The sequence below is a fragment of the Methylotuvimicrobium sp. KM1 genome, assembly GCF_044788715.1.
GTDB lineage: Bacteria > Pseudomonadota > Gammaproteobacteria > Methylococcales > Methylomonadaceae > Methylotuvimicrobium.
On the sequence record NZ_CP173170.1, the window covers coordinates 4,691,414 to 4,717,404 of the forward strand.

A 25,991-nucleotide genomic window follows, 5' to 3' on the forward strand; every position below is an offset into this window, starting at 1 on the left:
CACTGCCGAAATTTGAAGCACGAAAGTTATAGGAAACGTGTTGATCAATAGGAATAATTCAATCGGAGGGATACGGCAGCAATGAATACTGCCGTCTAATCTTCAAGCGAAATTGAAAAGAAGCCCTATTCAGGGCAGGGTAAACACATTAAAATAACTAATATATCAATATGTTATCTTGTCGCTTAGAACGCTTAGTCAATTTGGTTTAGCTTATGGTATCCCTCCCTGGGCCCCGTTAGGGAGCGGCAAAGTCGTCAGCGCACAGGATGTAGCGGCCTCCGAGTGTCTGCTGACTCGCGCCATCCGGGCGCTCGCACTTCGTGCGCCTTTGGCGTCCCAATCCGCTCCCGGCGGATTGGTCTTTTGGATACTTTTCTTTGGACAAGCGAAGACAAAATCGCCTGGCGCGATTTTGAACAGCTTTAGCTGGCCCGCAGGGCGAAACCCATGGATGGGTTTTGGAGCAGTATCGCGGCTGTCGGTCCGCGAACCGACCCTACACAAGCGTCGCGATAGCGACACAAAGCCTTATTTAGGGTTCAAATAAACTAAATTTTATAGTTAACCAGAAAAAATAAATATTTTAACTATTTGATTTTCAATAGTGTTTTAATGCGTTTGCCCTGCTATTCAGAGCGTTTTTCAGGCTATAAAACGATCGATTATGTCGGCGTAACCAATGTCTGTGCGGAACGCATAAATGAAATCGGTGCATCGTTTTCGTCGTCAAAGGTCACCATCTCCCAAGCATCACGATCTTTCAGCAAAGCGCGTAACAGCTTGTTATTCAATCCGTGCCCGGATTTATAGCCAATGAACTCGCCGATTAGACTGTGGCCGAGTAAATATAGATCGCCGATCGCATCGAGAATTTTGTGCTTAACAAATTCATCGGCATAACGCAGACCATCTTCATTGAGAATTTTGTCGTCGTCGACCACGATGGCATTGTCGAGACTGCCGCCCAAAGCCAAGTTATTTTGCCTGAGCATATCGATATCTTTCATGAAACCAAAAGTTCTAGCTCGACTGACTTCCTTGACGAAAGTGGTCGATGAAAAGTCCATAACGGCCGTTTTCAAATGATCTTTGAAAGCGGGATGCTCGAAATCGATCGTAAACGTTACTTTGAAACCGTTGAAAGGCTCGAAAGCCGCCCATTTATCGTCTTCTTCGACCCGAATCGGACGTTTGATACGAATATATTGCTTCGGGCTATCTTGTTCTTCGACGCCGGCGGATTGAAGCAAGAAAACGAAAGGCCCTGCGCTTCCGTCCATAATCGGCACCTCGGGAGCACTAAGATCTATGATCGCATTATCAATGCCGAGCCCGGCGAATGCCGATAATAGATGCTCTATTGTCGATATCTTAATATTATTTTGTACGAGAGTTGTCGACAAGGTCGTTTCGCCGACATTTTCGGGTGTGGCATCGATTGTGACCGGCTCTTCTAAATCCACTCTGCGAAACCGAATGCCCGTATTCGGCTCTGCCGGGCGCAAAGTCAAATAAACCTTATCGCCGGTGTGCAAACCGACACCCGTCGCCCGAATAGTATTTTTTAACGTACGCTGTTTTATCATATCAGTAATGCCAAATAAATGGGGCAAAACGCCGAATTTTAACACAATTTGATACTGTTCTAAGTAATAAAGCTAGGCATACTTCACACGGCCATTTTTACGACTTTTATATTACCCATCGGAGATCAAAATTCGGCACCGGGATGCCCGTCTAAGGCCCAGCACCTAAATTATCCAAGATTGTCACGCTCTGGTTTCCTCTCCCTCCCCGTGAGAAGCACTACCTTGGTCGCGGTGAGACAAGTATACGCTCCCACGCTTTAACGTGGAAACGCATACCTGAATTTGAAGTGCTAAGGGTGCAGATACCCATTCTACCCGCCGGGTCCGGATTAATCGGCTTGCCGTCTCAAAAACGCTGGAATATCCAAATAGTCCATGTCGACGTCTTTTTTCGGCTGCGCACCGAAACGTGTGTTACGCGGCTCCGGCCGGTTTTGGCGAATCACGGTTGGCTTCTCAAAGTTGGTATAGTCATTATCCACAGCGGCTTGTTTGACCGCTAGTTTGATCGGTGCCGCGACTGCTGCAGGTTGCGAGCCCATGCCGGTTGCGACGACGGTCACCTTGATTTCATCGCCTAGGCTTGGGTCGATCGCGGTACCGATTTTGATAATGGCGTCCTCTGCTCCGAACTCATGGACGATATTACCAACTTCATCGAATTCGGAAATCATCATATCGGCGGCACTGATGTTAACTAAGATGCCGCGCGCGCCTTGTAGATTGATGTCTTCCAATAATGGACAGGCAATGGCTTTTTCTGCCGCTTCTCTCGCTCTGTTTTCGCCGGATGCGGAACCGGTGCCCATTATTGCGGCTCCCATTCCCGACATCACTGTTCTAACATCGGCAAAATCGACATTGATCATACCCGGATGGGTAATCAATTCAGTAATGCCTTGAACCGCATCTAATAGCACATTGTTAGCGGCACTGAAGGCACTCATCAACGAAATATTGTTACCCAATACCGGCAGTAATTTTTGATTCGGTATCGTTATCAACGAATCGACATATTTTTCCAATGCGACAATGCCTTGTTCGGCGACCGCCATTTTCTTTTTGCCTTCAAAGTGAAACGGCTTAGTCACGACCGCCACGGTTAAAATCCCCAAGTCTTTGGCGATCTCGGCAATAATCGGAATCGCGCCAGTCCCGGTTCCGCCACCCATGCCGGCTGTCAAGAACACCATGTCGGCACCTTGTATGACTTCGCGAATCCTATCCCGATTTTCTTCGGCGGCTTGCTGGCCCACATTTGGATCGGTTCCCGCGCCCAAACCTTTTGTTAATTCCGCGCCTAATTGAATGATCGTATCGACATTAAGTTTCTTCAATGCCTGAGCATCCGTATTGGCACAAATAAATTGTACGCCGTCGATCTGTTTTTCAACCATATGGTTGACCGCGTTTCCGCCGCCACCGCCGACCCCAATGACTTTTATCACGGCATTTTCAGCGCCGATATCCAACAACTCGTATTTCATTTCGATTCCCCTTACAAAATCACAATTTTTTGTTCTTAAAAATTACCCTGAAACCATTTCTTTATCTTGCCGATGAACCCGGTGTTTTCGACATCGAGTCCTTCATAACTTCCTCTATGCTCTTTCCCATAGAGCAACAATCCAACCCCTGTGGAATGAACGGGGTTCTTCACCGCATCGGTCAATCCTGACACATGTTGTGGCACCCCCATGCGAACAGGCATATGAAAAATCTCCTCGGCTAACTCTATCAATCCCGTTACTTTCGAGCTTCCCCCCGTCACCACGATGCCTGCAGCTATCATTTCTTCGTATCCGCTACGTCTTAATTCCGCTTGCACCAGCAGCATCAATTCTTCATAACGCGGCTCGATGATTTCCGCGAGATTTTGCACCGATATCTTGCGCGGAGCTCGATCCCCGATACTCGGCACTTCAATTAACTGTTCGGTATTCGCTAATTGCGTCAATGCGCAGGCGTATTTCTGCTTGATTTGTTCGGCGTTTTGGGTCGGCGTTCTCAGGGCTACCGCAATATCGTTAGTCACCTGGTCGCCGGCTATCGGAATCACAGCCGTATGCTTAATCGCGCCGTTTGCGAATACCGCGATATCGGTCGTGCCGCCTCCGATATCGATCAAACAGACCCCTAAATCCTTTTCATCTTCGGTTAACACCGAATTACAAGACGCCAGCTGCTCCAAAACGATATCGTCGACTTCGAGTCCGCAGCGGCGTATGCATTTGATGATGTTTTGCGCGGCGCTGGCGCTGCCGGTCACCATATGGACTTTCGCTTCGAGTCGAATACCCGACATTCCGATCGGCTCTTTGATACCGTCTTGTAGATCGATCACAAATTCTTGCGGCAAAATATGCAAGATTTTCTGATCGGCCGGAATCGCAACCGCTCGTGCCGAATCTATCACTCGATCGATATCGTATTGCGTCACTTCTTTTTCCTTTATCGCAACGATACCGTGCGAATTGAGGCTGCGAATATGGCCGCCGGCGATTCCAGCGAATACCGAGGTAATTTGGCAACCGGCCATCAGCTCAGCTTCCTCGACAGCTCGCCTAATCGACTGCACGGTCGACTCCAGATTGACCACGACGCCTTTTTTCAAACCTCTTGAGGTGGTACATCCGATACCGATGACTTCCATTTCTCCGCCGTCCGTATATTCGCCGACAATAGCCGCGACTTTGGAAGTTCCTATATCAAGCCCGACTACTACATTTCGATCTGATTTTTTTGCCATTATATAAACTCTTACAACGCTCTTATCTTCGTCTGTTAGGACTGTCGCCGCTCGGCGGCCATTTTTTTCCAGTCTATTGCTTTAGCATCCGGCTTCCACAACACGGTATATCCGTTTGGATATCTTAAATCGACTTTGGCCATCGCATCGATTTGCTCCGGCTCAAACAATTGCAGTGTTTTCAAAAATCGCTGAAAACTTTTAAGTTGCTCCTTCCTGCCCAACAAAACCTCCGTTCCATTACTCAACAGAATCCGCCATGATCGCCTTTCATCAATAACGAATTCGCTTAACCCTAAGGCCCGATCGGCTAACGTTGTGCTGATGCCTTTCATAATCTCCAGTACTTTTTGCTGCTGCCCGGAAGGCCCCACCAACATCGGTAAATGATCGAAGCGGTCGACATTCGCCGGGATAAACACCTCTCCACGAGCATTGAGTAAGCCGATCTTCCCCCAGCGTGCTACAGCTGCCTGCTCATATACTTTTATATCAATCGCATCGGGCCAAACTCTTTTGACGCTGGCTTTATCGACCCAAGGCATTTGTTCGACTGCTTCCTTGATCGCCTCGATATCGGCGGAAAAAAAACCCGTCTTGACCAGAGGCAACAATATTTCCTTCACTTCGCTTTTGCTAATATATTGAAAAACCCCTTCCGTCCTTACGTATTTGATGGCAGTAGCATGCGCTTCGTAATTTTTCAGATTGCTCCATACGACCCACGATATGCCTATCAGTATCAAGGCACTCGCTATAATTCCGGAACCTCGCATGATTCCTTATCCGTAACTCGTTTCGAGAATTCGCCATACCAATTCCTCAAAGCTTATTCCTGCCTGTTTGGCGGCCATCGGCACTAAGCTGTGATCGGTCATGCCGGGCACGGTATTGACTTCAATCAGTTGCGTTTGACTAGAATTATCGATGAACGCATCAACCCGCGCCCAACCCTCTACCGCCAGTGCCTCGCAAGCCGACACCGCCAATGCCTGAAGACGCTGTTCCGTCTCAGCATCTAGTCCGCATGGACAATGATAGCAAGTGGTATTCGCTCTATATTTCGCTTCGAAATCGTAAAACACATTCGGCGTTTCGAGGCGAATAACAGGCAACGCTTCCCCGTTCAATACCGCGATCGTATATTCGTTGCCGCTAACCCAGGCCTCGGCATAGACATCGCACCCGGATTGCATAGCCAGACGATAAGCTTCAATCAATTCCGTTAAGCTATTCGCCTTGCTCATGCCAATGCTGGACCCTTCCAAGGCTGGCTTAACGATAAGCGGTAAGCCAAGCTTTTCTATGCAAGCCGGCGCATCGTTTTCGCTTTTCAATAAAAACCATTTCGGTGTCGGCAAGCCTAACCCCCGCCAACATAATTTTGTGCGCAGTTTATCCATACTCAAGGCTGAAGCTAATACGCCGCTACCCGTATAAGGCAAATGCATCGCTTCTAAAACGCCTTGTAACACGCCGTCCTCGCCACCGCGACCGTGGATAATATTGAAGATGCGGTCCGCTTTGACGCCGGTCAGTGCATCAATTGCGCTGCCGGTGACATCAACGGCCTCAACATCTAAACCTTGGCTTTTCAATGCCTGAAACACCGCCGCGCCACTGATCAATGAAATCTCCCGCTCGGCTGCCGTACCTCCCATGAGCACGGCCACGCGCCCGAATTGTCCGGGTTGTTTTATTTGAGTCGGCTTCATAAAGGTTCACCTACCACACAAACTTCTGTTAGCAATCTTATCCCCTGCATTGTTTCTACGGTGTCTTGGACATAACCGATCAACGCTTCGATATCCGCCGCGTTTGCACCGCCTGTATTGACGATGAAGTTGGCGTGCTTAGCCGATACTTCGGCGCCTCCAATACGGTAGCCTTTCAATCCGCATGCTTCTATCAGCCGAGCGGCAAAATCGCCCGGCGGATTTTTGAATACCGAGCCGCAACTAGGCTGGTTGGTCGGTTGTGTCTGATTGCGTCGTTCCAACAATATCTTTATTTTTTGCTGGCTCTCGGCGACATCTCCCGGTTCCAGTCTCAACTCGGCGGACAAAAACCATTCTTGCGCCGGACCCGATACCGAACGATAGGCTATGTCGTAATCCGGGCGGTTTCGTTGTCTGACTTGTCCGAACGCATCAACCGTTTCAACGCTGTCAACGATAGCCCAGGTCTCACCACCGAAAGCCCCCGCGTTCATTTTCAACGCACCGCCGAGAGTACCGGGAATACCCGCTAGGAATTCGGCGCCAACCATGCCTTGTTCGCCGCAATATCTGGCGATTAATGCACAAGGAACGCCGGCTTCGACATATACGCGAGACCCATCTTTTTTACTCATGCTCTTCAGTCGGTTACGCGTATTGATAACCGTCCCGCGAATACCACCATCCCTAACCAACAAATTACTACCTAGACCCAACCAAAAAAGCGACTCTCTGCCCTGCTGTGCCTTTATAAAATTGATCAGATCTTGTTTATCCTGCGGTATAAACATCCAATCGGCCTCGCCGCCTACCCGCCAACTGGTATATTTGGCTAATTTTTCATGAGCAATTAACCGCCCCTTTATTTCATCACGCACTGATTTCATCGCTCAATGATTGCGTTTTTCATCATATCTTGGCCACCTGTTTTCATCACGGGGTCTACGATCAACGATGTTCCAGCGCTGCCGCCAATTGCTCCGGCAAATCGGCAGCAATTTGTCCGACATTGCCTGCCCCCATTGTCAGCAATACGTCGCCAGCTTGTAAAATGCCGGCCAAAATTTCCGGTAGCTCTTCCAAGTCTTCGACGAAAACCGGATCAACCTGCCCTCTAACCCTGATCGCGCGACTCAAGGCCCGCCCGTCGGCACCGGTAATCGGGGATTCTCCGGCCGAGTAAACATCAAGCAAAATCAAGACGTCGACACTCGACAGCACCTGTACAAAATCCTCGAACAAATCCCGAGTACGTGTATAGCGATGTGGCTGAAAAACAATGACTTCCCGCCGATTCGGCCATGCCTGCCGCAAAGCCTCCAGCGTCGCGGCAATTTCGCGGGGATGATGCCCGTAATCATCGACCATCGTTAATCTGCCCTTATCGATCGGCAAATCGCCATGTATTTGAAACCGCCTTCCGACGCCTTTAAATGCTTGAAGACTTTTGACAATGGCTTCGTCTTCGACATCCAAAGCCGTCGCGATCGCAATCGCTGCCAATGCATTAAGCATGTTATGCCAGCCCGGCATATTCAAAGTTACCTTCAGCGGTTCGTAGCCTCCGACACGTAATACCGTAAACGTGGTAAACATACCGTCTTGAACGATCTCTACGGCCCGAATATCGGCTTGTTTATCAACCCCGTATGTCTTGAAGGGTTTGGACATCTGCGACAACACTTCTCGAACACCTTCATCATCGATACATATCACCGCCAACCCGTAAAACGGCAATTGATGAATGAACTTGATGAAAGTATCTTTTAGATTGCTATAGCTGCCTTGATAGGTCGCCATATGATCTTGATCGATATTGGTCACGACCGCCATCATCGGCTGTAAAAATAAAAACGACGCATCGCTTTCATCGGCTTCGGCAACTAAATAATGCCCTTGTCCGAGCTTGGCATTCGCACCTGCGCTGTTCAACCGTCCGCCAATCACGAAAGTCGGATCCAGGCCGGCTTCGGCTAGAATGCTCGCGATCAAACTGGTCGTCGTCGTCTTTCCATGCGTTCCGGCGACGGCAATGCCGAAACGGAACCGCATTAATTCGGCAAGCATTTCGGCGCGCGGAATAACCGGGATTCGCTTGATAACGGCTTCGTCGACTTCCGCATTACTGCGGTCGACTGCCGACGAAACAACAACCACATCGGCATCGCTAATATTCTCTCGGCGATGTCCGATAGTGACGCTAACACCTAGTTCAACCAATCTTTTGGTAACAGCGCTTTCCTTAAGATCTGATCCTGAAACTTGGTAACCTAAATTCGATAAAACTTCGGCAATTCCACTCATACCGGTACCGCCAATACCGACGAAATGAATGCGATCAATGTTACCTAAGGCCTTGGTGGGCATTTTGACTTTCGGAAGATTCATCGTCCGGACTCCGCTTGACAACACAATGCCACAGCCGCTGTCGCATCTAACTTGGCACAGGCTCTTGTTTTCTTGCTCATTTCAGCTAAACGTTCGATCACGTCCTTAATTCGCTCAGCCAATGTTTCGGGCGATAAATCTATCTGCGGTAGGATCATGGCCGCTCCGACATCGGCTAAATAGCGCGCATTCGCGTTTTGATGGTCGTCAATTGCGTGCGGTAATGGAATCAATACCGCCGGAATACCGGCTGCAGCCAATTCGCTAATCGTCATCGCCCCGGCTCGGCACACCGCGATATCGGCCCATCGGTATGCCTCTGCCATATCTTCGATGAATGCGGACACTTCCGCATCGACACCTAATTCTTGGTAACGCTGTTCGACTTGAGTACGCATGATTTCGCCTGTTTGATGCCTGACGTTCAATCCGCTCACGGCCGCAACCGCATCCGGAACAACTTGATTCAGCACCTGCGCCCCCTGACTACCGCCGATGACCAGCAACCTGAGCGCATCTCCGGGCTGACGCGCTTTTTTTTCAGGAATCCCGATTAATTCTTTACGCAGCGGATTGCCGCTCCATAGTGCATTTATTTTTTTATCGAAACTTCCAGGAAAAGCTTCCAGTACTCGGTTAGCCCATCTTGCCAATAAGCGGTTAGTCGTACCCGGCACTCGATTTTGTTCGTGAATCACCAGAGGAATGCCCATTAATTTGGCCATTAACCCTCCCGGTCCCGCGACAAAGCCGCCCATTCCTAAAACGACATCCGGCTTGCGGCGACGCAAAATCCGCCACGCTTGTCCGCATGCTTTGATCAACAAGAATACGGCCTTGATTTTCGAAAATAACCCTTTACCGCGAACACCCGCCACCGACAACCAATCGATATCAATCTTGTGCGCCGGAACGACGCGGCTTTCCAAGCCGTTTTTTGTCCCGAGCCAACTCATTTGCCAGCCTTGTTCGACAAGATAATTGGCTACCGCCAGTGCCGGAAACACATGCCCGCCGGTTCCGCCTGCCATAATTAAGATACGCGAGCCCAAACCGGCCTCCTTTTAGGCTGACTTGCTGTCATTTCCTGGACTTCGCTATTGACTCGACACAATATTGCCACCGCACAACACATCACGATCATGCTGCCGCCTCCGTAACTCATCAGCGGCAAAGTCAAGCCTTTAGTCGGCAACATTCCCATGTTGACACCCATATTGATGAACGACTGAAAGCCGAACCAAATCCCGGTACCGTAGGCAATGAAAGCTCCAAATTTATTACCGACCGCTTCGGCTTTGGCGCCTATGTCAATAGCGCGCCAAACCAAAAGTGCGAACAGTACAATGACCGTGACGACACCTAACAAACCCAATTCCTCGGCAATCACCGAAAACAAAAAATCGGTATGCGCCTCGGGCAAATAAAACAATTTTTGAATTCCGCTGCCGAGTCCTACGCCGAACCACTCGCCCCGCCCAAACGATATCAACGCCTGAACCAATTGAAAACCGGTGTCCTGCGGGTCAGCCCAAGGATCCAAAAAACTGATCACCCGACGTAGACGATAGGGCGAAACAATCACCAGCATCGCGGCCATCGCTAAAACTGAGGCCAATAAGATGCCGAATTGCCATAAGCGGGCACCGGCCAAAAACATCACGCCCAAGGCAATAATTAGAATCACGACTGCCGAGCCGAAATCGGGCTCCATCAGCAACAATACGCATGCAACCGTGAACAAAAACAATGGCTTAAGTAATCCGAACGAAGAATTTCTAACCGAGCCCTCGTAACGCGTGACATAACTCGCCATATAAATGACCGAAATCAATTTTACGACTTCCGAAACCTGAATACGGAAACCACCTACCGATAACCAACGAACCGCACCATTGACCCTGACGCCAAGCCCAGGTATCAATACCAATACCAACAAACCGAGACCGAATACGAATAAATTCGGCCCCCATTGCTCCCATTTGCTGAGCGGCACGGTAAAAACGCCGGCCGCCAACATCAAACCCAGTCCAATATGGATCATCTGTTTGATCGGATAGAGTAAGCTGTTGTTGTCCAGTTTCGCACCCAAGTGCAACGAAGAAGACGACACCATTACATAACCAATAAGCAATAATCCCGTAATTACCGCAAGCAATAACGGGTCGAAATAAAACCGGCCGGCTTTAATTGGCGCTATCTGAAGGCTCATGCTTTTAGCTCCATAACTGAAGTCGCAAATTTTTCGCCGCGTTCTTTATAGCTTTTATATTGATCGAGACTCGCGCAAGCCGGAGAAAGCAATACGGTATCGCCTTCATCGGCAATTTCGGCAGCAATTTTTACCGCCCGGGCGACATTTTCAGCTTTATAAATGGGCACGCTATTATTCAATGCTTGCTCGATTAAAGGCCCGTCCTTGCCCATTAGAATCACGCTTTTTGCTTGGCGCTTGATCGCCGGGACTAATTCGTTCATGTCCGCGCCCTTTGCATCGCCACCTGCTATCAAAATCACCTGCCGGGTATAACCTTCTAATGCCGCAACGCAGGCACCGATATTCGTTGCCTTTGAATCGTTGACCCAAGTGATACCGTTTTTAACGGCAACTCGCTGCATGCGATGATCTAAACCTTTAAATTTTTTTAATGCTTTGCACATCGACTGTTCGTCCAAACCGATCGCCGCACCCAACGCTATTGCCGCCAATGCGTTCGCGGCATTATGCAGTCCTTCAAGCGGCAACTCGTCCAGCGTCATCAAACGCTTGTCATTCCGCATCAAAAATCCTTTATGGCCATCCCAAGACAAATGAAACTCCGCCTCGCTATTAATCGCAAAAGTCGACATTTTCCGACCCGGCACTGCCATATCGATAACCAAGGGGTCGTCGGCGTTCAAAACCATTGCCCCGGTGCCCCGAAATATTTTTTGTTTTTCCCGAGCATATTCAGCAACATTGCTATATCGGTCCAGATGATCCGGCGATATATTCAACACTGTCGCTGCAGAAGCATTCAGTATCTCGGTACGTTCCAATTGAAAACTGGATAATTCCAAAATATAAAGTTCGATATCCGGTGCCAATAAGTCCAACGCCGGCGTACCCAAGTTGCCTCCGACGGCCGCTTTTTTTCCGCTTTCCTTTGCCATTGCACCGAGCATGGTCGTAACGGTACTTTTACCGTTCGATCCGGTAATCGCAACGATCGGAGCCGCAACACAAGCCGCCAACAAATCGATATCGCCGATGATTTTAGCGCCTTGCGCATGCGCCTTGACGATCGAATCCTCACTAAGAGAAACGCCGGGACTGACAATCAAATGAGTCGCAACTTTAAAAGCATCGGCATCGAAACCGCCGGTAAATACCGCCGCATCGGGCAGGTTTTCCAATAGCTTGTCGAGCAGCGGCGGCTTTGCCCGGCTGTCGACGATGGCAAAGCGTATCCCTTGTGTATCTAAGAAACGAGCTACCGAGAACCCCGTTTCGCCGGCTCCGACTACCAGGGCTCTAGAATTGGTCGAATCCAGACCAAACTTTTCGGCTAAAGCCGAGGCTGTATTGACTGCATTCATCGTCATCTCAACTTCAAAGTCGACAAACCGATTAGTACTAAAATAAAGGTAATGATCCAAAACCTGACGATAACGCGCGGCTCCGGCCAACCTTTCAATTCAAAGTGATGATGAATCGGCGCCATGCGAAACACGCGTTTACCGGTCATTTTGAATGACGCGACTTGTATAATCACCGACAGGGTTTCCATCACGAATACGCCGCCCATAATCACCAAAACAATTTCCTGTCTAACGAGGACCGCCAAAACACCCAGCGCCGCGCCAAGCGACAGAGCGCCGACATCGCCCATGAACACCATGGCAGGATAGGTGTTGAACCACAAAAAACCTAGCCCGGCGCCGATTAACGCAGCGCAAAACACGATCAATTCGCCCGAATTCGGTAAAAACGGGATCGCCAAATATTTCGCAAACTCGACATGGCCCGACAAATAGGCGAATATCCCAAGTCCTGCCGCCACCATGATAGTCGGCATAATCGCCAAGCCATCCAAGCCATCGGTCAAATTCACCGCATTGCTGCTTCCGACGATGACAAAATAAGTCATGACAATATATAGCCACCCCATTTCGATACCGACATCTTTGAAAAAAGGCACGATGAATTGAGTCTCTGCCGGTGCGCTTGCTGTGACAAACAAGTAGACGGCTGCACTCATTCCGATTAGCGATTGCCAAAAATATTTGGCCTTGGCCGACAACCCGTCGCTATTACCCAGCATGACTTTTTTATAATCGTCGACAAAACCGATGATGCCGAAGCCCATCGTAACGATAAAAATCACCCAGACATAACGGTTGTCGAGATTACTCCATAACAAGGTACTAATGCCGACCGCAACTAGTATTAATGCACCGCCCATCGTCGGCGTTCCAGCTTTGTCGAAATGCGTTTTAGGCCCATCCGTGCGCACACATTGACCGATTTTTCTTCTGGTCAATTTTTTGATCATGAACGGCCCGATCACCAGCGAGATAATCAACGCGGTGAGCGCACCCAAAATGGCCCGCATCGTCAAATATTGAAAAACCCGAAACGCGCTATCGAGCGTCATCAAATATTCGGTTAAATAAAGTAACATGCTATTTCCTGTAATTCTCTACGATGGCTCCGACCACACGTTCCATGCGCTGGGTCCTCGACCCTTTAACCAGTAAGGTTTCATGACCGTTCATTTCGCGCTTCAAAGCTTCTGTCAATTCATCTTGTGTTTCGTAAAAAATGCCTCCTTCACCAAAAGACTGCACGGTATTCCGAGCGTCGGATCCGGTCGCGAACAGCCTTTTTACGCCAATCGCTTTCATGTCTTCGCCCATTTCGCGGTGTATTTCTGCGCTTTCGGGTCCCAGTTCGCCAAAGGCCCCCAAAACCACCCAAGGCTCACCGCCGCATTCGATCAACACATCGAGCCCCGCCTTTAGCGATGCCGAGTTAGCGTTGTAGGTATCATCGATCACGATATTGCCCTGACGCCCGACCAGCGGCTGTAAACGCCCGGTAACCGGATGCACCTTTTCCAGTCCTTGTTTGATCGTCATCGGCTCAAAACCCAATGCGGTAGCGGCGGCACCTGCGGCCAAGGCATTCAGTACATTATGCCGGCCGGCCAATTTGAGCCGCATCGGATAACGCACCGAACCATGAACCCATTCGAAAGCTGTCGCAAATTCGCCGTTTTCGATACGCGTTATGATGTTTTCGGCACGAATATCGGCGCCTGGCTTTAACCCGAACGACAATACCTTGCGTGTTCCTGCCAACTCCAGCCAATAATCGAAATAAGTATCGTCATGGTTCAGCACGGCCGTCCCATCCGATCCGAGAGAGCCAATAATTTCGCCCTTCGCTCGAGCGATGCCGTCGACACTGCCGAAGCCTTCTAAATGTGCGGGACCGACATTGCAAATAATCGTCACATGCGGCTTGGCATATCGACTGGTATAGGCAATTTCACCGGCATGATTCGCGCCCATTTCGATCACCGCATAGCGATGCTCTGCGCTCATCCTCATTAAGGTCAACGGCACACCGATGTCATTGTTCAAGTTGCCTTGGGTATAAAGAACAGGACCTTGCCCCCCCAATATCGCGGCGGTCATTTCTTTGACCGTGGTTTTGCCATTGCTGCCGGTAATGCCGACCACACGCGCGGATTGTCTGTTCCGCCAAAAACCAGCCAATTCAGCCAAAGCCAGGCGGGTATCGTGCACTAAGACAATCGGCATCGCCACCTCAACCTTACGGCTTAGGATCGCCGCAGCCGCTCCGGCCTGCTCGGCATTGCCGGCAAAATCATTGCCATCGAATCGCTCGCCTTTGATCGCGCAATAGAGACTGCCCTGTTCGATGGTGCGCGTGTCAATACTGACTCCCGTAACGACCTGATCCTCGCCGAACAGAACTCCACCGACACAATTCGCGATTTCGCTCAACATTAATTTCATTGCCTGGCTAACCTCAGTGCTTTTATTACAGTCTCACTATCGCTAAAAGGTATCTTTCGGCCTTTCACTTCTTGATATTCTTCATGACCTTTACCCGCGATCAACACACAATCGCCGGAGCCGGTCTCGCTAATCGCTGTTTGTATCGCCAGCGCCCTGTCATGAATGACGGAAACGCCGCCCGACCGACAGCCCTCCATAATGGCTTCGACAATCATTTCCGGGGCTTCTCCGCGCGGGTTGTCATCTGTCAAAATAACCCGGTCAGCCCACTGTTGTGCAATACTGCCCATTTGCGACCGCTTGCCCTCATCCCGATCGCCGCCGCAGCCGAATACGATCGTCAATTTTTTTTCGCATTGCTTACGAAGTCCCTTTAATACTTTTTCAAGAGCATCCGGCGTATGCGCATAGTCGACAAAAACCCATGGCTCATCGTCGCCGCCATAACGCTCCATGCGCCCTGGGATCGCTTGTAAGCTTTCGATTTTGATAGCCGCTTCGTCAAAACCCATGCCGGAAGCCAATAAAGTGGTAAAAACCGTCAACGCATTTTCCGCGTTGAATTCACCAAATAAAGGGATACAAACTTTTTTTTGTCGATCCCGCCAGCTCAAGTTAAGCTCGATTCCTAATAATGTCTGACGAAGCGAATCGCCGAGAACCGATTCGCCATAGGGTAAGGTTTTGCCTCGGAGACTGCCGGCCCATACGAGCACACCGTCGGGAACCGCTGCCAGCACTTGCTGACTGTAGGCATCATCCAAATTGATCACGGCAAACTTCACACCAGGCATTGCCAACAACTTTAATTTGGCTTGAACATACCGCTCCATCGAGCCGTGATAATCCAAATGATCGCGACTGATATTCGTATAAACGACCCCTTGAAAACGGATACCGTTCACTCGTCCCTGCTCTAAGCCATGCGAAGAAACTTCCATCGCAACCGCCGCCAGTCGGTCGTCGACCAAATTCGCCAGCATGCATTGAATCGCCAATGCATCCGGGGTCGTATTGATCGTTTGGTGTAAGCGCCCCCAAATTCCCCAACCTAAGGTACCGATAATCCCGCATCGATCCAAGGCTTGAGCTAAAAACTGGCTGCACGAAGTTTTTCCGTTAGTGCCGGTTATGCCAATCACATGCAATCGACCGGACGGATCGCCGTAGAATCGGCTTGCGATCTCTCCCAACTTCATATTCAGATCTTCGACCGCGATGAATGGCACGTCACGATGATCAACGTCTAACCATTCGCTCGCCCCACGAGGCTCATAGAACACTGCACTTGCCCCGAGTTCGAGAGCTTGGCGAACATGCGTTAAGCCATGCTGCCTAGCGCCTTGCACGGCGATGAACACGTCGCCCGGTTTAATATTGCGACTATTCAGAGATAACCCTTGAACGGTGATATCCGCTCCGGTCCGTGCATTTCCCGAGAGCAGGTCTGCTAATTTCATTGCGCTACGAGATCCGGGCTTTTGCTGATCAAAACCGGCATGGTTTCTTCTTGGTCCGGCGCGACATCGAGTATTCTCAGCGCACCGGCCATTACCTTGGAAAATATGGGACCTGCCACCGCACCTCCGTAATAAGCACCAGCCGAGGGTTCATCCACCATCACCGCGATCACGACGCGCGGATCGCTAGCCGGTGCCATACCGACAAAAATCGATAAATATTTTTTTTCTTTATAGCCGCCCTCACCGGCTTTTTTAGCCGTTCCGGTTTTGCCTGCGACTCGATAGCCATCGACCCTAGCTTGATAGGCAGTACCGTCTTTCAACACGACTTGCTCCAGCATGGTTCTAATCAATTGGGCCGTTTTCTCGGAAAACACGCGCTTGGCTTCGGGGTCCCGATCGCGCTTCAACAAGCTCACCGAATGCAGCACGCCGTTATCGGCTAATGCCGTATAAGCCCTTGCCAACTGCAACACCGAAGCATTCAAGCCATAGCCGAACGATATGGTCGCCTGTGCGAATTGATTCCAGCGTTGGTAATCCAGTACGCTACCACTTGCTTCTCCTGGGAAACCGATACCCGCCGCGTTGCCGAATCCCAATTGATTGTAAATGCCCCAAAAATAGTCCGGAGGCATCTCCAGTGCGACAATGCTGGTTGCAACATTGCTTGATTTTTTCAAGACATGCGTTAAATCGAGCGTGCCGTAGTTATGCACGTCCCTGACGACATTTCGGCCAATTCGGTATATTCCATTCGTTTCGATTTTTAAGTCAGGCTTGATGTAACCGCCGTCGAGCGCCGCAGCGATAACAAAGGGCTTGACCGTTGACCCCGGTTCGAAAACATCGGTAATCGCTCGATTCCTAAAAGCATTGCCTTTAAGGTGCGTTCGGGTATTTGGATTGAACGCAGGATGGTTGGCATCGGCCAGCACCTCGCCGGTTTTTGCGTCTAAGATAACCAATGCCGCTGCTTTCGCGCGGTGCTCTAGTACTGCCGACTGCAATTCTCGATAAGCCAAATATTGAATGCGCTCGTCGATACTTAACTGCACATTCCGCCCATCGACCGGTGCGGAGATCGCCTCGACATCACCGATAATTTGCCTTTTGCCGTCGCGAATAACCCGCTTGCTCCCGGCCGTCCCTCTCAGTACTGAGTCATAGGCAAGCTCAATACCTTCTTGACCGACATCATCGACATTCGTAAAACCTACCAAATGTGCCGATACCGGGCCCGCCGGATAATAGCGTTTAAATTCCCGCTCGAAATAAACACCGGGGACATCTAATGCTTTTACTTGCGCAGCCAAATGCGGATTGATGCGCCGTTTAACATAAGCAAATCGCCGCTTAGTACCTGGCACGATCAAGTTTTTAATTTTCTTATCAGGCAAATCGAGAAGCTTTTCCATTTGCCCGATTGCAGCCGGTTCAGCACCCGCGAGTTCTTTCGGATTGACCCAAATCGATTGAACTGGCGTGCTGATCGCCAATGGCTCGCCGTTTCGATCCAGTATCATACCTCGATAAGCAGACACCGATACCGCACTGACATGGCGCATGTCGCCCTGCTGTTTGAGAAATTGCTTTCTCAATACTTGCAGATCGAAGGCCCGAACAGCCAGCAAGCCCATCGCTCCAAGCATAAAAACCAGTAACACTTTACGTCTGACGGTAAAGTCCGTTTCCGGCTCCCCCTTTTTTTTACGCGTTGAAAAACCGTGCATTTAAGGTTTCAAATAAATAATTTTGTCTCGTTCCGGCATGACCAGTTTTAGCTTATCCCGAGCAATTTGTTCGACTCGATTTTCTTCCGCTAATGTCGTCAACTCCAACTGTAATTGCCCCCACTCCACTTCGTATCGATCCAGCTCGCGTTCTTGTTGCTGTATTTCGACAAACAGCAATCGCGACTGATACTTGCTGTAAATGACCCCCAGTGCAGACACCACTAATAGAGGCAATAAACTTGCCAAGGATAAAATAGCACTCCTGTTTTCCGTCACAACCGCTCCGCCACGCGCATGATTGCGCTTCTTGCTCGTGGATTTTTCGCCACCTCGTCTACACCGGCTTTAATCGCCTTGCCGACTTTGCGCAAAATGCCCTTCTTTATCTCAGATTCCATAATCGGCAATCTGCCTGGATCGTGCTTAGCACCCGACTCAGCGCGGATAAAGCGTTTGGCGACTCGATCCTCCAATGAATGAAACGAGATCACAACCAGGCGTCCTCCGGGTTTCAATACATCGACCGCCTGTTCCAATCCACTTTTCAATTCTTCGAGCTCTCGATTGACCGCAATCCGAATTGCTTGAAAAGTCCGGGTTGCAGGGTGTTTATGCTTTTCTCTAACAGGCACACTGTTTACAATTAGCTCGGCAAGTTGCCGCGTCGTCGATAGCGGTTGCTCCCGGCGTTGTTCGACAATGGCGCGGGCAATTCGACGTGCAAAACGCTCTTCGCCGAATTCGAATAACACTTGAACCAAATCGCGCTCATCGACTTCGGCCAACCATTGTGCTGCAGACAAACCCGAGCGATGATCCATACGCATATCTAAAGGGCCGTCATATAAAAAACTAAACCCCCGTTCGGGGGTATCCAATTGCGGCGACGAGACGCCTAAGTCCATTAGCAGGCCATCCACCCGCCCTTGCACATTTTCCTGTTCGGCGATAGCTTGTAATGACGAAAAGCATGCATGATGCAGGCTAAAACGCTTATCGCTCGCTATTTCTCGCGCCCATTCCGATTGAATCGCATCGGCATCCCGGTCTAAGGCGAGTAATCGGCCGGAAGGACCTAACCGATTTAAAATCCCCCGGCTGTGTCCGCCACGCCCAAACGTACAATCGATATAAATGCCATCTGCTTTAATGGCAAGCGCCTGTAACGCTTCCGAAAACAATACGGGCAAATGCTCCATTTAATAAATCTCCCGTATTAACCCCGCCCTAACATTTGGCGAGGAAAAGGAATTAAAATTTAATGATCATATTCAATGCCATAATCCACAGTCACTACAAATTATTAAGGCTGGGTTAAAAAGACAAAGAACCTAGTTCTTCGAGACCTTCGGTATCGTCGCTATTCATCCATTCGGCTTCCTTGGCATTCCAAGCCTCCTCATTCCATATTTCGAATTTGTTCAATTGCCCGACTAACATAATTTTCTTGTCCATGCCGGCAAAGGTTCTCAATTTTTCCGGTAACAATACCCGGCCTTGCGCATCCATTTCACATTCTGTCGCGTTTCCGATTAAGAATCTCTTGAGCTTCGTCAACATTTTATTCAAGGTCGGCTTCTTAAGAATGGCTTGCTCGACTTTATCCCACTCCGGCAATGGATAGAGCCACAAACAGCCGTTCTCTCCGACGCAATGCTCATTGACCGCAACCGTGACAATCAATTGGCGATCGCAACTTTCCATCAACTCCTCCCGGTATTTAGTCGGAATTGCAAAACGCCCTTTCGCGTCAAGATTGATTGGATTGATACCTCTTAACAAGATAAGCCCCGGCTCGCCAAAAAATTCCCTTTTTTTCCACTTTACACCACTTTTGTTCACTATAGATTTCAATCTGACCTTAGTCAAGATCGATTTGAATTTAATTATTTTCGACAAGACAATGACTTATGAAAACAGAACAAAACGCTTTGAAGAGGGCACAGCCGGAAAAATAATTTATCCGCCTTATCAGAAAGTTAATTCATAATGCTAAACAAAACTATTACCAAATAATAAGGTGTCGAATCAGAACCATCTTAGGATTAAGCAAATCCAATCCGACAAATACTGCAAAGAACTTCAGCAATTCCCAATTTGGGGATCAAACAGGGTGTGGAGTATGCTTGGCGAGGATGTCGGCAGCAGGGCTTTTGCTCCATGCAAAATCTGCATTCACGCCATCCTTGGCGTTCGAGCTACCGTCAAGCCCCCATGGATCGGTTCACGGCGTTCCTCGACAGGGATACCCCACACCCTAAATCCAGTGAGAATGCTCAAACTGGGAATTGCTGAAAGAACTTGCTACCACCGTAAAACTTAATCGGCAACAAATAGCCCTGAACCTGGTTTACAATATTAAAGGCATGAAAATAGGTTTTTTGTCGCACTGAGAAAGAAGAGCACTATATGGATTTTGAAAACGGTAATGCCGCTAAGGACTGAGATTATCTGAAGCACCCATCGCTCTTGAGACTTTATACGGCGATCGGATTTAGGGGGAATGTGTCGTTATTATTTGCACAGACGCAAAAACTCGGAAATGAGAAAAGAGTCGGCCTGTAAGCCGGGTTCTGTCGCGAACAGTCATTCATCTAGGCCGCAAGTCACCTTACGGCTCGAGCGATCTACCCGGGAACCGCGCGGGCCACGCGTCTGTCCCCCTATTTGATCTTGCTCCGAGTGGGGTTTGCCCTGCCACGCCTGTTGCCAGTCGCGCGGTGCGCTCTTACCGCACCATTTCACCCTTACCCAGCCCCTCGATGAGGGGCTGGGCGGTATATTTTCTGTGGCACTTTCCGTAGACTCGCGCCTCCCAGGCATTACCTGGCACTCTGCCCAATGGAGCCCGGACTTTCCTCTCTTCTACCCTAAGGCAAAACAGCGACTGTCCGGCCGACTCTCGGCGGAAATTATACGTGAATTAATACTTGACGGAAAATTAATTTGCAGTGAGCAGTGAGCAGTGAGCAGTGAGCAGTGAGCAGTGAAATGATGAGGCATTTCAATGTAAGCGTCCAACGCCACCATCTAAAAATCCCTCGCAGCCACTGTTATCCTCAGGATTTTTCCACGAGGAGAGCACATGGCATTATCGGACAAACAGAAACATCACATCGAAGCCTGGCAAGCCAGCGGATTGACGAAATCAGCGTATTGCCGTCAGACGGGTTTGAACGTCAAAACCTTTGGCCGCTGGTGCCGATTGGCTCGGCAAGCGGTTGACGCCGATGCGCCGACATTGATACCGGTCCGGCTGCAACCGGAGCCGGCGGTCTCGGGTTCGTTGTCGTTACGTTGGCCGCAAGGCCACGTTTTAGAGCTGCCGGTCAGTGTATCGCCGCATTGGCTCGGGGAGTTGCTGCAATGTCTGGTTTGATTGAGAGTCCGGCGCAAATCTGGCTGGCGGTCGAGCCGGTCGATATGAGGCGGGGCATCGATGGCTTGTCGGCGATTGTCCAACAGCGCTTAGGACATGCGCCATGCGCCGGGGCAGCGTTTATTTTTCGCAATCGCGCCGGTAATCGTTTGAAAGTGTTGCTGTGGGACGGCAATGGCGTTTGGTTGTGTCAACGCCGTCTGCATCGAGGCTCGTTTACCTGGCCCAAGGCCTCCGAAACCGTATTTGCCCTGAGTCAGGCGCAGTGGCAATGGTTGATTGCCGGGGTCGATTGGCAGCGCTTATCGGCGTCATCGTCAGCCGATTGGCAAGTCTAAAAGGCCTGAAAAAAACACGTAAAAATTCGTAGAAACCCAGTTGAATCAAGTGCTTCAGAGGGCTTGATAGGGTATAATAAGCCCCATGAATCCACTGGCCGAACTCGATCAATTGAACCTGGAGCCCGCCGCGAAAAACCATGTCGCGGCGTTGCTGCAGGCGCTTCTTGATCAAGCTGCTCAGGACGCCAAAACCATTGAGGCTAAAGAAGCTGACATCCAGGCTAAAGACCTCAAAATCGGCGCCCTGACCTACGAATTGGCCTACTACAAGCGTATCCGCTTCAGCACCAAGAGCGAAGCGCTGGCACCACTGCAACGCGACGTGTTCGAGGAAACTCTCGATGCCGACATTGCCGCTATCGAAGCCGAGGTCGAGCAGCTTCAAGACGGCCCGGCGTGTGATACTGTGGTTCGCCCCAAACGTCCGCGCGCCGGCCGCCAGCCCTTACCGGATCATTTGCCCCGCATCGAGCACCGTCACGACCCCGAATCCTGCACTTGCGGTCAGTGCGGCAAGGACTTGGTCAAGATCGGCGAAGACGTCACCGAACAACTGGACGTCGAGCCGGCTAAATTCTTTGTCCATCGTCATATCCGCCCGCAATATGCCTGCCGAGCCTGTGAAACCGTCACGGCGGCGCCGATTCCTCCAGCCGTGATCGACGGCGGTATGGCGGCAGTCGGCTTGCTGACCTGGGTGCTGATCGGCAAATTCCTCGATCACTTGCCGTTGTACCGATTGGAACAGATCGCCGCCCGTAGCGGTGTGATCTTGTCCCGCTCGACACTGGCCGATTGGGTCGGACGCCTCGGCGTCGCCCTGGAGCCCTTGGCCGATCGTTTAACCTGGCACTTATTGCATCGCGATAGCTTGCATGCCGACGAAACCCCGGTTTCGCAACTGGATCCCGGCAACGGCAAAACCAAGAAAGCCTATTTATGGGCTTATCGCAGCAACGATTTGCAACCCGGCCCCAAGATCCTCGTCTTCGACTACCAAGCCGGCCGGAGTGGCCGGCATGCGCAGCAATTTCTACAAGGCTGGCACGGTCACCTGCTGGTCGATGACTACAGTGGCTACAAAGCCCTGTTTGCGACGGCGCGTGCGCATCCCGAATCATCTTGCCTACTCGAACCGTGTGTCGAATTGGCGTGCTGGGCGCATGTGCGCCGAAAATTCTTCGATCTGTATCAGGCCAATCAGAGCCCGATCGCGCAGGAGGCGTTAAATCGTATCGCGGTCTTATATGTGGTAGAAGCCGACGCGCGGGAACTGACATCCCGAGAGCGCCAAACCCTTCGGGCCGAAAAAAGCCTGCCGGCACTCACGGACTTACACGACTGGCTGCACCAAACCCGGTTGCGCACCGCACCGAATACCGCGACCGCCAAAGCCATCGATCACGCGTTAAAACGCTGGCCAGCCCTGACACGATATGCCGAAACTGGCGATTTACCCATAGACAACAACCCGGTAGAAAACGCCATCCGGCCCATTGCCCTGGGCAAAAAAAACTGGCTGTTCGCCGGATCCGAGCGTGCCGGTCAACGGGCCGCCGTCATCCAAACCCTGCTCGGCACTGCCAAACTCAATGGCCTCGATCCCGCCGCTTGGTTAAATGAAACCCTGGAAAAACTCCCTACCTGGCCCAATAGCCGGATCGACGAGCTGTTGCCTTTCGACCATCTGGATTAAATCATGCTCAGTTGAGTACGAATAGGTGGCTCGGCTGGACGCTTACATTTCAATTAGGTGTCAAGCCCTAAATTCCTCTTTCCTCTTTCCTCTTTAACCTTTCGCTTCGCCCATCATCTCCAAAGCCGCCTGATACAACACCTTCTTCCGGGCCCCGGTGATTTCTGCAGCCAAGGCCGCGGCGGTCTTAACAGAACACTCGTTTAAAAGAATCTTTAATACCGATAAATGCTCAGCACTCAATTCTTGATTATTTTTGTCAATGACAGCGCCTTCGACAATCACGACGAATTCGCCTTTGCGCATGTTTTCGTCGCTTTCGACTAATTCCAGCATCTCATCCAAACGCCGCTTGACGATTGTTTCGTGTAATTTTGTGATTTCCCTCGCAATTACCAACTGCCTGCCCGCCGGCAATATTTGCGACATATCCTTCAATGCCTCTAAAATTCGATGACTGGACTCATAGAAAACCCATGTCGATTCGCAATTCAACCGCTCCTTAAAAAATGTTTTACGTGCGGACGATGTCCGAGGTAAGAAACCTTCGAAAATAAAACGGCTCACAGGCAAACCTGCAGCGGACAAGGCGGCAATTAAAGCGCAAGCCCCCGGAATCGGCAAAACCTCGATTCCGGCATCTTTGGCCATGCGCACCAAAGGCATGCCGGGATCGCTCAACAGTGGTGTACCGGCATCCGAGACCAGCGCAATATCGAGCCCACCACGAATTTTATCGAGCAATCCAACCGAAGCCGTTTCTTCGTTGTGCTGATGCAATGAGACTAAGCGGTTGGCAATACCGTAATGCTGTAATAGCATTCTGACATGTCGAGTATCTTCAGCGGCAATCAAATCGACTTCCTTTAGCACGTCGACAGCCCGGAAACTAAAATCCGCTAAATTACCTATCGGCGTGGCAACCACGTATAATTTGCCGCATTGATTAGACATTGGATTCTCTCATCTGATTAAACCGAACTATTTTAAAGGTATACCCATCTATGAGTCGCCATTTTCATTCGCCATTCTTGCTACTTTGCACTTTTCTCGCAGGGTGCATGCCCCCTCAAGACCGTGAACCGGCTTTCCCGGCAGACGCTCAAACGGCTAAAGCCTTCATGGACCAAGGCCAACCCGCCAAAGCCGCGCAACTTTATCGACGCATCGCCGACGAGCAATCCGAGTTTCAAGACCAATTACGCTTGTTTACGATCGAATCGTTAATCCAATCCGGCGATAGCGATACGGCTAAAAACTATGCCGACGCAATCAACCCGAATAATCTTACGTTGTTGCAACGCAACCAGCTTAATCTCTATTATGCGCAGATCGACCTCAGCTTCGGCAATGCGGAACAAGCGAGTGCCAGGCTAAATCTAGTCAAACCGCTGCAACTGTCGCGGTCCGATCAAATCAAATTTCATCAATCCAGCGCCTTTGCTTATTCATTAACCGGCGAACTGAAAAAAAGCGCTGCTTCGAGAGTCGAATTGAGCCATTTGCTGCCGCCCGCTCAACAACCGGCCAATCATGCCGCAATTCTTGAGACCTTAAGCTTGCTACCCCTAGCGACGCTGGAACAAACAAGCAGCGAAAGCACCAATGCTTTATCCGGATGGATGGCGTTAGCGCAATTACTCAAAACCAATCAGCATAATCGCGCTCTGCTGGATACCGCGCTGGATCAATGGCGGCAGAACTATCCTCATCACCCCGCTGACTCGGCATTTCTGCATGATTACCTGGCGCAATCGGCGCATGCCTTTAAGCAACCGGGTAAAATCGCCGTATTTTTACCCGAAACCGGCCCTATCGGACGCGCCGGGAAAGCGATTCGCGAAGGCATCATGGCCGCCTATTACCAGGATCGAAATGAAACCAAGCCCGGTCTTCGTTTTTACGACAGCGGTCAAAGCACACTACCGGTACTTTATCATCAGGCTATCGCCGAAGGCGCGGAAATGGTCATCGGCCCGCTCAGCAAAACCGAAATTGAAAGCCTAGCTGCATCATCTGATTTGAGCGTTCCGGTGCTTGCATTAAACCATGTTCCGGAAATAAACAAAGCCAACCTTTACCAATTCGGACTTAGCCCTATTGACGACGCCGAGCAAATCGCCAGTCTTGCCTGGTTCGAAGGCCGACAAAACGCCTTGTTATTGATACCCGATACCGAGCAAGGATTGAGGATCGGCGAATACATCCGGGATTTCTGGAACAAAGCCGACGCAAACCTGCTGGAAACTCAAACGTATCAAGCCAATCAGACTGACTTTTCCGAACCGATTAAAAAGCTATTGAATTTAGATGAAAGCAATCAGCGCTATCAAAAAATCAGACAATTCTTACCAACGGCCGTTTTCGTCCCGAGAATCCGACGCGATGCCGATGTCATTTTTCTGAATGCCTATGAAACGGCGGCGCGTTCAATCAATCCGCAATTGCGCTTTTTTCATGCCCAACACCTTCCGGTTTATGCCACGCCGCATATCTATAGCGGCCTGCCTAACCCTCGGCTGGACATGGATTTAAACACGATCACGTTTTGCGACATTCCCTGGCTATTCGACAATGTTTACCAAGGCGAATTAAGTATCAATGCCTTACGCAGCACTTGGCAACAATTCCCCAGCGTTTATTTACGTTTGATGGCTATGGGTATCGACGCCTACAATCTGGTCCCGCATCTTGGTAAACTGAGCACCGTTCAATATCATGGCGCGACAGGCAACTTGCTGCTGACAAGGGACGGCCGAATCAAAAGAAATCTGGTTTGCGCCAAATTCAATCAAGGAGTTCCTAAAGTCATCGGCTTTGTTCAAAGCGCCAATGACGGATACCAAAGCATCGCAGTTCCGAACGACGACTCGTATTAACAGACTTCATCAAGGACAGC

Annotated in this window: 22 protein-coding genes and 1 other RNA gene; 4 read left to right on the forward strand and 19 right to left on the reverse strand. The window is 50.2% G+C overall.

Translation table 11 applies throughout. The features are described 5' to 3' along the window. Positions 1–665: 665 nt before the first annotated feature. The 18 genes from lpxC to rnpB all read right to left on the reverse strand — a co-directional run bounded on the left by lpxC (position 666) and on the right by rnpB (position 20,579). Positions 666–1,589, reverse strand: coding sequence for a UDP-3-O-acyl-N-acetylglucosamine deacetylase (gene lpxC, locus ACINK7_RS20430; protein ID WP_404358201.1), 924 nt, complete (start codon positions 1,587–1,589; stop codon positions 666–668). Between the two features lie 332 nt (positions 1,590–1,921). After that, the gene (ftsZ, locus tag ACINK7_RS20435) at positions 1,922–3,079 is read right to left on the reverse strand and encodes a cell division protein FtsZ (protein ID WP_404358203.1); all 1,158 of its coding nucleotides are present in this window, start codon (positions 3,077–3,079) and stop codon (positions 1,922–1,924) included. A 35-nt stretch (positions 3,080–3,114) separates the two neighbouring features. Further along, positions 3,115–4,341 (reverse strand): cell division protein FtsA, encoded by a 1,227-nt coding sequence (ftsA, locus tag ACINK7_RS20440; RefSeq protein ID WP_404358205.1) that lies wholly within the window; start codon positions 4,339–4,341, stop codon positions 3,115–3,117. A 35-nt stretch (positions 4,342–4,376) separates the two neighbouring features. Next, positions 4,377–5,117, reverse strand: a complete 741-nt coding sequence (locus ACINK7_RS20445) for a cell division protein FtsQ/DivIB (RefSeq protein ID WP_404358207.1) — start codon at positions 5,115–5,117, stop codon at positions 4,377–4,379. A 6-nt stretch (positions 5,118–5,123) separates the two neighbouring features. Next, entirely contained in the window at positions 5,124–6,056 is a 933-nt protein-coding gene (locus ACINK7_RS20450) for a D-alanine--D-alanine ligase (protein ID WP_404358209.1), read from the reverse strand. Continuing rightward, positions 6,053–6,946 carry a UDP-N-acetylmuramate dehydrogenase gene (gene murB / locus ACINK7_RS20455; protein ID WP_404358211.1) on the reverse strand — a complete coding sequence of 298 codons (894 nt, stop codon included), beginning with the start codon at positions 6,944–6,946 and terminating at the stop codon, positions 6,053–6,055. Before murB ends, ACINK7_RS20450 begins: the two co-directional genes overlap by 4 nt. Before the next feature lie 61 nt (positions 6,947–7,007). Next, on the reverse strand, positions 7,008–8,447 hold the full coding sequence (gene murC, locus ACINK7_RS20460) for a UDP-N-acetylmuramate--L-alanine ligase (RefSeq protein WP_404358213.1): 1,440 nt from the start codon (positions 8,445–8,447) through the stop codon (positions 7,008–7,010). Beyond that, complete coding sequence (murG, locus tag ACINK7_RS20465) at positions 8,444–9,499, reverse strand: undecaprenyldiphospho-muramoylpentapeptide beta-N-acetylglucosaminyltransferase (protein WP_404358215.1); 1,056 nt, start codon at positions 9,497–9,499, stop codon at positions 8,444–8,446. Before murG ends, murC begins: the two co-directional genes overlap by 4 nt. Then, a complete protein-coding gene (gene ftsW / locus ACINK7_RS20470) occupies positions 9,481–10,659 on the reverse strand; it encodes a putative lipid II flippase FtsW (protein ID WP_404358217.1) in 1,179 nt (392 codons plus the stop codon). Before ftsW ends, murG begins: the two co-directional genes overlap by 19 nt. Continuing rightward, positions 10,656–12,032, reverse strand: a complete 1,377-nt coding sequence (gene murD, locus ACINK7_RS20475) for a UDP-N-acetylmuramoyl-L-alanine--D-glutamate ligase (RefSeq protein WP_404358219.1) — start codon at positions 12,030–12,032, stop codon at positions 10,656–10,658. Before murD ends, ftsW begins: the two co-directional genes overlap by 4 nt. Beyond that, positions 12,029–13,111, reverse strand: a complete 1,083-nt coding sequence (gene mraY / locus ACINK7_RS20480; RefSeq protein ID WP_404358221.1) for a phospho-N-acetylmuramoyl-pentapeptide-transferase — start codon at positions 13,109–13,111, stop codon at positions 12,029–12,031. The genes murD and mraY overlap by 4 nt, the downstream gene beginning before the upstream one ends. Before the next feature lies 1 nt (position 13,112). Next, positions 13,113–14,474 (reverse strand): UDP-N-acetylmuramoyl-tripeptide--D-alanyl-D-alanine ligase, encoded by a 1,362-nt coding sequence (murF, locus tag ACINK7_RS20485; protein WP_404358223.1) that lies wholly within the window; start codon positions 14,472–14,474, stop codon positions 13,113–13,115. After that, positions 14,471–15,937 carry a UDP-N-acetylmuramoyl-L-alanyl-D-glutamate--2,6-diaminopimelate ligase gene (locus ACINK7_RS20490; protein WP_404358225.1) on the reverse strand — a complete coding sequence of 489 codons (1,467 nt, stop codon included), beginning with the start codon at positions 15,935–15,937 and terminating at the stop codon, positions 14,471–14,473. Before ACINK7_RS20490 ends, murF begins: the two co-directional genes overlap by 4 nt. Next, positions 15,934–17,673, reverse strand: coding sequence for a peptidoglycan D,D-transpeptidase FtsI family protein (locus tag ACINK7_RS20495; RefSeq protein ID WP_404358227.1), 1,740 nt, complete (start codon positions 17,671–17,673; stop codon positions 15,934–15,936). The genes ACINK7_RS20490 and ACINK7_RS20495 overlap by 4 nt, the downstream gene beginning before the upstream one ends. Then, the gene (gene ftsL, locus ACINK7_RS20500) at positions 17,674–17,952 is read right to left on the reverse strand and encodes a cell division protein FtsL (RefSeq protein ID WP_404358229.1); all 279 of its coding nucleotides are present in this window, start codon (positions 17,950–17,952) and stop codon (positions 17,674–17,676) included. Further along, entirely contained in the window at positions 17,949–18,875 is a 927-nt protein-coding gene (gene rsmH, locus ACINK7_RS20505) for a 16S rRNA (cytosine(1402)-N(4))-methyltransferase RsmH (RefSeq protein WP_404358231.1), read from the reverse strand. Before rsmH ends, ftsL begins: the two co-directional genes overlap by 4 nt. 115 nt (positions 18,876–18,990) lie before the next feature. Then, positions 18,991–19,458 carry a division/cell wall cluster transcriptional repressor MraZ gene (gene mraZ, locus ACINK7_RS20510; protein WP_404358233.1) on the reverse strand — a complete coding sequence of 156 codons (468 nt, stop codon included), beginning with the start codon at positions 19,456–19,458 and terminating at the stop codon, positions 18,991–18,993. A gap of 764 nt (positions 19,459–20,222) precedes the next feature. Next, an RNA gene (gene rnpB / locus ACINK7_RS20515) (RNase P RNA component class A) lies at positions 20,223–20,579 on the reverse strand. 182 nt (positions 20,580–20,761) lie between these two features. Between rnpB and tnpA the strand changes: the two genes are divergently transcribed. The 3 genes from tnpA (at position 20,762) to tnpC (ending at position 23,092) form a co-directional block, all read left to right on the forward strand. Continuing rightward, positions 20,762–21,055, forward strand: a complete 294-nt coding sequence (gene tnpA, locus ACINK7_RS20520; protein WP_404355498.1) for an IS66 family insertion sequence element accessory protein TnpA — start codon at positions 20,762–20,764, stop codon at positions 21,053–21,055. Continuing rightward, positions 21,043–21,393, forward strand: a complete 351-nt coding sequence (gene tnpB / locus ACINK7_RS20525; RefSeq protein ID WP_404355496.1) for an IS66 family insertion sequence element accessory protein TnpB — start codon at positions 21,043–21,045, stop codon at positions 21,391–21,393. The genes tnpA and tnpB overlap by 13 nt, the downstream gene beginning before the upstream one ends. 85 nt (positions 21,394–21,478) lie before the next feature. Beyond that, positions 21,479–23,092, forward strand: coding sequence for an IS66 family transposase (gene tnpC / locus ACINK7_RS20530; protein WP_404355494.1), 1,614 nt, complete (start codon positions 21,479–21,481; stop codon positions 23,090–23,092). Positions 23,093–23,185: 93 nt separating this feature from the next. Here tnpC and rsmI read toward each other — a convergent pair whose 3' ends face one another. Beyond that, the gene (gene rsmI, locus ACINK7_RS20535; protein ID WP_404358235.1) at positions 23,186–24,046 is read right to left on the reverse strand and encodes a 16S rRNA (cytidine(1402)-2'-O)-methyltransferase; all 861 of its coding nucleotides are present in this window, start codon (positions 24,044–24,046) and stop codon (positions 23,186–23,188) included. Positions 24,047–24,153: 107 nt separating this feature from the next. Here rsmI and ACINK7_RS20540 point away from each other — a divergent pair, with 107 nt between their 5' ends. After that, entirely contained in the window at positions 24,154–25,971 is a 1,818-nt protein-coding gene (locus ACINK7_RS20540) for a penicillin-binding protein activator (protein WP_404358237.1), read from the forward strand. The last annotated feature ends 20 nt before the right edge of the window (positions 25,972–25,991 follow it).

Bases quoted from the DNA above. Each gene is read 5' to 3' on its own strand.
- lpxC (WP_404358201.1), bottom strand. From the start codon at position 1,589: ATGATAAAACAGCGTACGTTAAAAAATACTATTCGGGCGACGGGTGTC.
- ftsZ (WP_404358203.1), bottom strand. From the start codon at position 3,079: ATGAAATACGAGTTGTTGGATATCGGCGCTGAAAATGCCGTGATAAAA.
- ftsA (WP_404358205.1), bottom strand. From the start codon at position 4,341: ATGGCAAAAAAATCAGATCGAAATGTAGTAGTCGGGCTTGATATAGGA.
- ACINK7_RS20445 (WP_404358207.1), bottom strand. From the start codon at position 5,117: ATGCGAGGTTCCGGAATTATAGCGAGTGCCTTGATACTGATAGGCATA.
- ACINK7_RS20450 (WP_404358209.1), bottom strand. From the start codon at position 6,056: ATGAAGCCGACTCAAATAAAACAACCCGGACAATTCGGGCGCGTGGCC.
- murB (WP_404358211.1), bottom strand. From the start codon at position 6,946: ATGAAATCAGTGCGTGATGAAATAAAGGGGCGGTTAATTGCTCATGAA.
- murC (WP_404358213.1), bottom strand. From the start codon at position 8,447: ATGAATCTTCCGAAAGTCAAAATGCCCACCAAGGCCTTAGGTAACATT.
- ftsW (WP_404358217.1), bottom strand. From the start codon at position 10,659: ATGAGCCTTCAGATAGCGCCAATTAAAGCCGGCCGGTTTTATTTCGAC.
- murD (WP_404358219.1), bottom strand. From the start codon at position 12,032: ATGACGATGAATGCAGTCAATACAGCCTCGGCTTTAGCCGAAAAGTTT.
- mraY (WP_404358221.1), bottom strand. From the start codon at position 13,111: ATGTTACTTTATTTAACCGAATATTTGATGACGCTCGATAGCGCGTTT.
- murF (WP_404358223.1), bottom strand. From the start codon at position 14,474: ATGAAATTAATGTTGAGCGAAATCGCGAATTGTGTCGGTGGAGTTCTG.
- ACINK7_RS20490 (WP_404358225.1), bottom strand. From the start codon at position 15,937: ATGAAATTAGCAGACCTGCTCTCGGGAAATGCACGGACCGGAGCGGAT.
- ACINK7_RS20495 (WP_404358227.1), bottom strand. From the start codon at position 17,673: ATGCACGGTTTTTCAACGCGTAAAAAAAAGGGGGAGCCGGAAACGGAC.
- rsmH (WP_404358231.1), bottom strand. From the start codon at position 18,875: ATGGAGCATTTGCCCGTATTGTTTTCGGAAGCGTTACAGGCGCTTGCC.
- tnpA (WP_404355498.1), top strand. From the start codon at position 20,762: ATGGCATTATCGGACAAACAGAAACATCACATCGAAGCCTGGCAAGCC.
- tnpB (WP_404355496.1), top strand. From the start codon at position 21,043: ATGTCTGGTTTGATTGAGAGTCCGGCGCAAATCTGGCTGGCGGTCGAG.
- tnpC (WP_404355494.1), top strand. From the start codon at position 21,479: ATGAATCCACTGGCCGAACTCGATCAATTGAACCTGGAGCCCGCCGCG.
- rsmI (WP_404358235.1), bottom strand. From the start codon at position 24,046: ATGTCTAATCAATGCGGCAAATTATACGTGGTTGCCACGCCGATAGGT.
- ACINK7_RS20540 (WP_404358237.1), top strand. From the start codon at position 24,154: ATGCCCCCTCAAGACCGTGAACCGGCTTTCCCGGCAGACGCTCAAACG.